This window comes from Komagataeibacter nataicola, assembly GCF_003207795.1.
Classification (GTDB): Bacteria; Pseudomonadota; Alphaproteobacteria; order Acetobacterales; family Acetobacteraceae; genus Komagataeibacter; species Komagataeibacter nataicola.
In genome coordinates, this window is sequence record NZ_NIRT01000003.1 from 180,648 (window position 1) to 187,457 (window position 6,810).

Consider the following 6,810-nt stretch of genomic DNA (forward strand, 5'->3'; position numbering starts at 1 on the left):
GGCGTCATCAGGCAACCGTCGCTCTGATTGCGCCCGGCTTTCAGCCCGGCAGCATGGCCCCAAGCGCGCGGCCACCAAACAGATGCACATGGAAATGCGGCACTTCCTGTCCGCCTTCGATGCCGGTGTTCGAGACCAGCCGGTAGCCCGGTGCTTCCAGCCCGAGGTCACGCGCGACCCTGCCCACCGCGCGGGTAAAGCCCGCGATCTCCGCCTCGCTCGCCTTTGCGCTGAAATCGGCAAAGGAAACATAGGCTCCCTTGGGGATTACGAGCACATGGATGGGTGCCTTGGGTGCGATGTCGTGGAAGGCGAAGGCGTAGTCATCTTCATACACCTTCCTGCACGGCAGTTCTCCGCGCAGGATGCGGGCAAACACGTTCTGCGGGTCATAGGCGCCGGTGCCATTTACGGGCATGGGTCTTGTCTCCTGTTGGGGGCGGTCAGGCCAGCGGGTCGCGGGGGCGGGAGGCTTTCTCGGCCACGCCGCTCGTGCCTTCGCGGCGCAGCAGTTCGGTCCAGACTTCAGCCGGTTTCACGCCCGCATCCACCCACATCACGATCAGGTGGTAGAGCACGTCAGCACTTTCGCTGATCAGTTCCTCGCGGTTGCCCGCTACGGCCTCGATCAGGCATTCCACGGCTTCCTCGCCAAATTTCTGCGCGATCTTGCGCCGGCCACGGGCCATAAGGCGGGCGGAATGACTGACGGAGGGGTCCGTGCCCCGGCGCGATTCCACAACCTCGAACAAACGGTCGAGCACATCAGGCGTGGCGGGGCCGACGGCCTCGATCTCGATGGTGGCGGCAGGGGCCTTGCCTGCCACCTTGGCGGGGGCCGGTTTGGCCGGGGCGGCCTTGGCGGGCGCGTTCTTGCGGGATTTTTCTGGCTTGGCCATGACAATGCTCCGATAGGCGGGAAAGGGAGATCAGGCGGTCTGTCTGACCGGCAGGCCCGCTTGCGCGAGCGCCTGCTTGACCTGTGGAATGGTGAACTGCCCGAAGTGGAATACGCTGGCCGCCAGCAGCCCGGTCGCACCCGCGCGCGCGCCCTCAACAAAATGTTCGAGCGCGCCAACCCCGCCCGAGGCCACGATGGGAATGCGCACCGCCGCATTCGCCGCCCGCAGCAGGTCAAGGTCGAAGCCCTTGCCGGTGCCATCGCGGTCCATGCTGGTCAGCAGGATTTCGCCCGCCCCACGTTCCGCCACTTCCCGGCACCAGTCAATCACGCTGCGCCCTGTGGGGGTGCGGCCGCCATGAGTGTAGACCTCCCACCCGCCATGGCCATCGCTGCGGGCATCAATGGCGACCACTACGCACTGGCTGCCGAATTTCTGCGCGGCCTCGCTCACCAGTTCGGGCCGCGAGACGGCGGCCGAGTTCATGGCGCATTTATCGGCGCCTGCCAGCAGAAGGCGGCGCATGTCATCGGTGGTGCGCACGCCGCCGCCCACCGTCAGCGGCAGGAAGATGCGCTCCGCCGTGCGGCTGACCACATCGAGGATGGTGTCACGGTTTTCGTTGCTGGCGGTGATGTCGAGGAAGGTGAGTTCATCAGCCCCCGCCGCGTCGTAAACGGCGGCCTGTTCCACCGGGTCGCCCGCATCGCGTAGCGAGACGAAGTTGACCCCCTTGACCACCCGGCCGTTTTTTACGTCCAGGCAGGGAATGACGCGCAGCTTGAGCATCAGGAAAGAACCCGCAGGGCTTCACCAAGGTCGATGCGGCCATCATACAGTGCGCGGCCCACGATCACGCCCTCAATGCCCGGCGCGCGTGCTGTGGCCGCCCGCAGGGCTTCAAGGTGGCCGAGATTGCCCACCCCGCCGCTGGCAATGACCGGGATGGAGAGCGCATTGGCCATGTCGGCGGTCTGCTCGATGTCGATGCCGGTGAGCATGCCGTCGCGGCTGATCTCGGTGAAGATGACGGCGGCCACACCGGCATCCTGCATGCGCAGGCCAAGGTCGACGGCCTTCATCTCCGATGTTTCGGCCCAGCCCTCGGTGGCCACCTGGCCGCTGCGCGCGTCGATGCCCGCCACAATGCGGCCGGGGAACAGGCGGCATGCCTCGCGCACCAGATCGGGGTTCTTGACCGCAATCGAGCCCAGGATCACACGGCTGATTCCGGCATTGAGCCATTTGCCGATGCTTTCAAGGTCACGCAGGCCACCGCCGAGCTGCACCGGCACCGAGGCATTGGCGATGATGGCCTCGATGGCCTCGGTATTGGCCGAGCGCCCGGCAAACGCGCCGTTGAGATCCACCACATGCAGCCACGAGCAGCCGGCATGGATCCACGCCCGCGCCTGCGCGCCGGGATCATCGGAATAGACGGTGGCGTTGTCCATCTCGCCACGGCGCAGGCGCACGCATGTGCCATCCTTGAGATCAATGGCGGGGTAGAGGGTCAGGCTGTGTCCGGTCACGGGGGCATGTCCTGCTGCAGGGATGGGGGTGGAGGCAGCCTGCGGGTGGGCGGGTACGATCCGCTCGTTATCCTGCAGGCGCTTGGTGAAGAACAGGCCGCGCACGGTGCGGCCATTGGTGCGGGCATAGCTGGGGTGGGTGCCCCAGTGGTGGAAGCCGCTGCTGCGGAACAGCCGCACGGCCTCGGCCTGGGTCTCGCGCACATCAAGGTTGATGATCTGGTAGCCCATGCTGCGCGCGCAGTTTTCCACCTCGGTCAGCAAAAGGCGGCCCAGCCCCAGCCCGCGTGCGTAGGGGGCGATATAGAAATGCATGAGGGTGGCGCTCATGGCCTGCGCCTCGTTATTGCGTGGCGGCCGCACGAGCTGGGCGGAGCCCACGATCATGTCATCAAGCCGGGCCACGAACATCTGCCGCTCGGGCACCAGCAGCACGCCGCGGAAGTAACGCTCCAGCGTCTCTCGCGGGGGCGGGGCCAGCCAGCCAAAGCCGCCGCCATCGAGTATGGCCGCGTTGGTTGCGTCACACAGGGCATGCAGGTCGTCCTCGTGCATGTTGTCGAGCAGGCGTTCGGCATGCAGCGTGCCGTCGAGGGTGGCCTGCCGGGTCATGGCGCGGGGTCCGGAACGGGTGTCCAGCGCAGGAAGTTGGACAGGATGCGCAGGCCCACCTGCTGGCTCTTTTCTACATGGAACTGGGTGCCCGCCCGGTTGCCGCGCGCCACGATGGCAGGCACCGGGCTGCCGTAATCGGTGGTGGCCACCATGTCGGCGCTGTCATAGCCCGTCAGCGCGAAGGAATGGACGAAATAGCCATGGGCATCCGCCGCCAGCCCCTCGGTCAGGGGGTGGGCGCCGGGGGTGAAGGCCAGTTCGTTCCAGCCCATCTGCGGCAGGCGCAGGCCGGGGGCTTCCATCAGCGTGATTTCCCCCGCGATCCAGCCAAAGCCGGGGGTTACGCCATGCTCGCGCCCGCGCTCGGCCATGAGCTGCATGCCCACGCATATGCCAAGGAAGGGCACGCCGCCATCGGTTGCCGCCACGATCGCATCGCGCAGGCCGGGCCGGGCCGCAAGCCCTGCCGCGCAATCGGCAAACGCGCCCTGTCCGGGCAGTACGATGCGGTCGGCCTGCAGAACGGCCTGGGGGTCCGCCGTGATGGTGACGGTGGCGTCTATGCCGCTGTCAGCCGCGGCCCTTGTCAGGGCGCGGGCGGCGGAGGCCAGGTTGCCGCCATTATAGTCGATCACCACGATGGACCGGGGGCGCGAGGATGCGGGCGCGGGCATGGTATGCCTCATGATACGGGAGAAGGAGAGGGAACAGGCCGGTTATGCTCCAGCCAGCGCAGCACGGCGGCGCTCCGGTCTGGCGCATATACGCCCGGCACGGGGGCGTAGCCGCGCAGTTGCAGTTCCCATTGCCGGATTTCCGGCGTGTTGAGGGCCAGCAGCAGGTGCAGCCCGCCCAGAACGGGCAGGGCGAAGGCAAGTGGCATGAACTGGGCCAGCAGGATGCTGACGCCGCCTGCCAGCAGCCCGCTGATGAAACAGCCCCGCAACAGCAGTCCGCCCCAGCCGCACAGCAGCACCAGCCACGACATGCGGCACGCCACCATCACGGGCCAGGCCCGTGCATCGGGCCTGCCCGCAGGCGGCAGCAGGGCGGAATAGAATGTCACAGGCTGCCCTTGGTGGAGGGGATGATGCCGCCTGCGCGGGGATCGGCCTCGCTGGCGGTGCGCAGCGCGCGGGCCAGGGCCTTGAAGGCGGCTTCGGCAATGTGGTGGCAGTTATGGCCCGCGCGCTCGATGACATGCAGCGTGACCAGCGCGCTCATGGCGAAGGCGCGGAAGAATTCCTCGAACAGTTCGGTGTCCATCTCCCCGATCTTGTCGCGCCCGAAGGTGACGGACCACGCCAGAAAGGGGCGGCCGGAAATATCGACCACCGCCTCGCACAGCGCCTCGTCGAGTGGCACGGTGGCGCAGCCGTAGCGGCGGATGCCGCGTTTGTCGCCAATGGCCTGCGCGAAGGCCTTGCCCAGGGCGATGCCCGTATCTTCCACCGTGTGGTGGTAGTCGATATGCAGGTCTCCTCTGGCCGCAATGTCGAGATCGCACATGCTATGGCGGCCAAGGGCTGTCAGCATATGGTCAAAGAAACCGATCCCGGTATCGATGCGGGTCTGGCCGGTGCCATCGAGGTTGATGGTCACGGTAATGTCGGTCTCGCTGGTGGCGCGATGGACCGTGGCTGTGCGCGGGCTGTTCATGCCCCCCTTCTACAGAAGGCCGGGACCGGAATCCATACCGATCCCGCCCGCGCCACGCCGCTCGGACATGCGTATTGGCAGGGCCGGGCCGTTGCGGCATGGTGTCGCGCGCGCTGGCTTTGTCAGGCTTGTTGCCGCGTGCCTTCATATCAAGGGAATGACCATATGACATCGCTCGATCTTCTCCTGTCGCGGTTTTCCACCGATGCGCTGGCGGAACCGGCCCCTGCGGGTGACGTGCTCGAGGCCATCCTCTCCACCGCCATGCGCGCGCCCGATCATGGCAAGCTGCGCCCGTGGCGCTACGCCATCGTGCAGGGGGAGGCACGGGTGAAGCTGGCCGAGCGCGTGGTGGCCAGCATGAAGCGGCTTGACCCCGACGTGGCGCCCGCCAAAGTGGAAAAGCGCTTCTCGCGCATGTCCACCATGCCCATGACCATCGTGTTGGGCATGCACCTGCAGCCGGAGAACAAGATTCCCCTGCTTGAGCAGGAACTGGCCGTGGGGGCCGCCGCCATGAACATCCTTAACGCCCTGCATGCCACGGGTTTTGGCGGCGTGTGGGTGAGCGGCGATGTGGCCCATGACCCGGAATTCGCTGCCGAGATGGGCTTCCCCGCGCCGCACAGGCTGGCCGGTTTCCTGTTTGTGGGCACCCCTACGGCGGAGGCGAGGGCCCCCAAGCGCCGCGCGGTTGATGACTATGTGGCCCAGTGGACCGGCGCGCCCGCCCGATTTGGCGCGGATGCGTAACCCCTGAAGAACACCACGGACAGGAACCCAGCCATGACCTATCATGATGTTACCATTATGGGTGGCGGCCCGGCAGGGCTTGCCGCCGCCCTGTCGCTTGAGGCCCGTGGCCTGTCCGTGGCCGTGCTCGAGCGCACGCCACAGGCCCCGTGGGCGGAGCCGGCCTTTGACGGGCGCGAGATCGCGCTGACCCATCATTCGGTTGCGGTGCTCAAGGAGCTCGGCGCATGGGCGCATATCCCCGAAGTCGCCATCTCCCCCCTGCGTGAGGCACGGGTCGAGACCGGGCGCGGCAATCATCCCCTGCAGTTCGACACACAGGGGCGGGGCGTGGATGCGCTGGGCTACCTCGTTTCCAATCACTGCATCCGCCATGGCTTATATAAGGCAGCCAGCCAGCGTCCCGGCATCAGCCTGCTTGGTGGCACCGCCACCCGCCATATCCGCCGCATCGGGGAGGACATGGTCGTGGTGCATGAGGGGGGCGAGATCACCTCGCGTCTTGCCATCGGGGCGGACGGGCGTTTTTCCCAGATCAGGCGGTCGCAGCGCATCGGGGCGATTGTTCATGATTTCCGGCGGTCCATGCTGGTCTGCCGCATGGCGCATGAACTGCCACATCATCATGTGGCCACCCAGTGGTTTGATGAGGGGCAGACCGTTGCCCTCCTGCCGGTCAATGGCGGGGCGTCGTCCATTGTCCTGACACTGCCACCCGAGCAGATCGAGCGCCTGCGCACGCTTGAGCGCGATGCCTTTAATGCCGAGATCATGGAGCGCGTAGGCAGGCGGCTGGGCAACATGCGGCTGGTCAGCACGCGGCATGCCTATCCGCTCCGGGGGGTGTATGCCCATCGTTTCGCAGCTCCCGGCTTTGCGCTGGTGGGGGATGCCGCCGTGGGCATGCACCCCATTACCGCCCATGGCTTCAACCTTGGCCTGAAAGGGCAGGAGGTGCTGGCGCAGGAAGTCGCGGCTGGCATGGCGCGGGGCGAGCCCGTGGGCAGCCTGCCCGCGCTACGGCGTTTTGAGCGGCGGCACAGGATGGAAACCGCGCCCCTGTTCGCGGCCACCAATGGAATCGCAACACTTTATACACGTGATGAACCCGCCTTCCGCGTGCTCAGGCAGGCCGGACTCCGCGTGGCGGATGCCCTTTCGCCGTTTAAGTCAGTGGTGACAAATATGCTGATGGATCGGAAAACGGCGTCCTAGCAGGCTTTTTGTGTAACTGATGCCTGCCGGGTGGGAACTTTTTTCACTTTCTGTGCATTTTTCTGATTGACGGTAGATGGTGTGGGTCCTATATCCCCAATCACCGGCGGCGCTGAGGAAACTTCTTGAGCTTC

General features: G+C 66.2%; 9 protein-coding genes. 2 read left to right on the forward strand and 7 right to left on the reverse strand.

The window, feature by feature from the left end:
- Positions 1 to 40: 40 nt before the first annotated feature.
- The 7 genes from CDI09_RS03230 to hisB are packed head-to-tail and all read right to left on the reverse strand — an operon-like array spanning position 41 to position 4,708.
- Positions 41 to 418 (reverse strand): histidine triad nucleotide-binding protein, encoded by a 378-nt coding sequence (locus CDI09_RS03230; RefSeq protein WP_078524824.1) that lies wholly within the window; start codon positions 416 to 418, stop codon positions 41 to 43.
- Between the two features lie 25 nt (positions 419 to 443).
- Positions 444 to 899 (reverse strand): phosphoribosyl-ATP diphosphatase, encoded by a 456-nt coding sequence (locus tag CDI09_RS03235; RefSeq protein WP_078524823.1) that lies wholly within the window; start codon positions 897 to 899, stop codon positions 444 to 446.
- Positions 900 to 929: 30 nt separating this feature from the next.
- Positions 930 to 1,691 (reverse strand): imidazole glycerol phosphate synthase subunit HisF, encoded by a 762-nt coding sequence (hisF, locus tag CDI09_RS03240; protein ID WP_078524821.1) that lies wholly within the window; start codon positions 1,689 to 1,691, stop codon positions 930 to 932.
- Positions 1,691 to 3,046, reverse strand: coding sequence for a 1-(5-phosphoribosyl)-5-[(5-phosphoribosylamino)methylideneamino]imidazole-4-carboxamide isomerase (hisA, locus tag CDI09_RS03245; RefSeq protein ID WP_078524819.1), 1,356 nt, complete (start codon positions 3,044 to 3,046; stop codon positions 1,691 to 1,693). Before hisA ends, hisF begins: the two co-directional genes overlap by 1 nt.
- Positions 3,043 to 3,723, reverse strand: a complete 681-nt coding sequence (hisH, locus tag CDI09_RS03250) for an imidazole glycerol phosphate synthase subunit HisH (RefSeq protein ID WP_078524817.1) — start codon at positions 3,721 to 3,723, stop codon at positions 3,043 to 3,045. The genes hisA and hisH overlap by 4 nt, the downstream gene beginning before the upstream one ends.
- 8 nt (positions 3,724 to 3,731) lie before the next feature.
- Entirely contained in the window at positions 3,732 to 4,115 is a 384-nt protein-coding gene (locus tag CDI09_RS03255; protein WP_078524815.1) for a hypothetical protein, read from the reverse strand.
- The gene (gene hisB / locus CDI09_RS03260; protein WP_078524813.1) at positions 4,112 to 4,708 is read right to left on the reverse strand and encodes an imidazoleglycerol-phosphate dehydratase HisB; all 597 of its coding nucleotides are present in this window, start codon (positions 4,706 to 4,708) and stop codon (positions 4,112 to 4,114) included. The genes CDI09_RS03255 and hisB overlap by 4 nt, the downstream gene beginning before the upstream one ends.
- 165 nt (positions 4,709 to 4,873) lie before the next feature.
- On the opposite strand from hisB, the gene CDI09_RS03265 reads away from it, so the two are divergent.
- Positions 4,874 to 5,461, forward strand: a complete 588-nt coding sequence (locus CDI09_RS03265; RefSeq protein ID WP_078524811.1) for a nitroreductase family protein — start codon at positions 4,874 to 4,876, stop codon at positions 5,459 to 5,461.
- A 33-nt stretch (positions 5,462 to 5,494) separates the two neighbouring features.
- Positions 5,495 to 6,676, forward strand: coding sequence for a 5-demethoxyubiquinol-8 5-hydroxylase UbiM (ubiM, locus tag CDI09_RS03270; protein WP_078524809.1), 1,182 nt, complete (start codon positions 5,495 to 5,497; stop codon positions 6,674 to 6,676).
- Positions 6,677 to 6,810 lie beyond the last annotated feature (134 nt).

What these genes read in the sequence shown, in the direction of transcription:
- CDI09_RS03230 (WP_078524824.1), bottom strand. Translation starts at nt 418, where the DNA reads ATGCCCGTAAATGGCACCGGCGCCTATGACCCGCAGAACGTGTTTGCC.
- CDI09_RS03235 (WP_078524823.1), bottom strand. Translation starts at nt 899, where the DNA reads ATGGCCAAGCCAGAAAAATCCCGCAAGAACGCGCCCGCCAAGGCCGCC.
- hisF (WP_078524821.1), bottom strand. Translation starts at nt 1,691, where the DNA reads ATGCTCAAGCTGCGCGTCATTCCCTGCCTGGACGTAAAAAACGGCCGG.
- hisA (WP_078524819.1), bottom strand. Translation starts at nt 3,046, where the DNA reads ATGACCCGGCAGGCCACCCTCGACGGCACGCTGCATGCCGAACGCCTG.
- hisH (WP_078524817.1), bottom strand. Translation starts at nt 3,723, where the DNA reads ATGCCCGCGCCCGCATCCTCGCGCCCCCGGTCCATCGTGGTGATCGAC.
- hisB (WP_078524813.1), bottom strand. Translation starts at nt 4,708, where the DNA reads ATGAACAGCCCGCGCACAGCCACGGTCCATCGCGCCACCAGCGAGACC.
- CDI09_RS03265 (WP_078524811.1), top strand. Translation starts at nt 4,874, where the DNA reads ATGACATCGCTCGATCTTCTCCTGTCGCGGTTTTCCACCGATGCGCTG.
- ubiM (WP_078524809.1), top strand. Translation starts at nt 5,495, where the DNA reads ATGACCTATCATGATGTTACCATTATGGGTGGCGGCCCGGCAGGGCTT.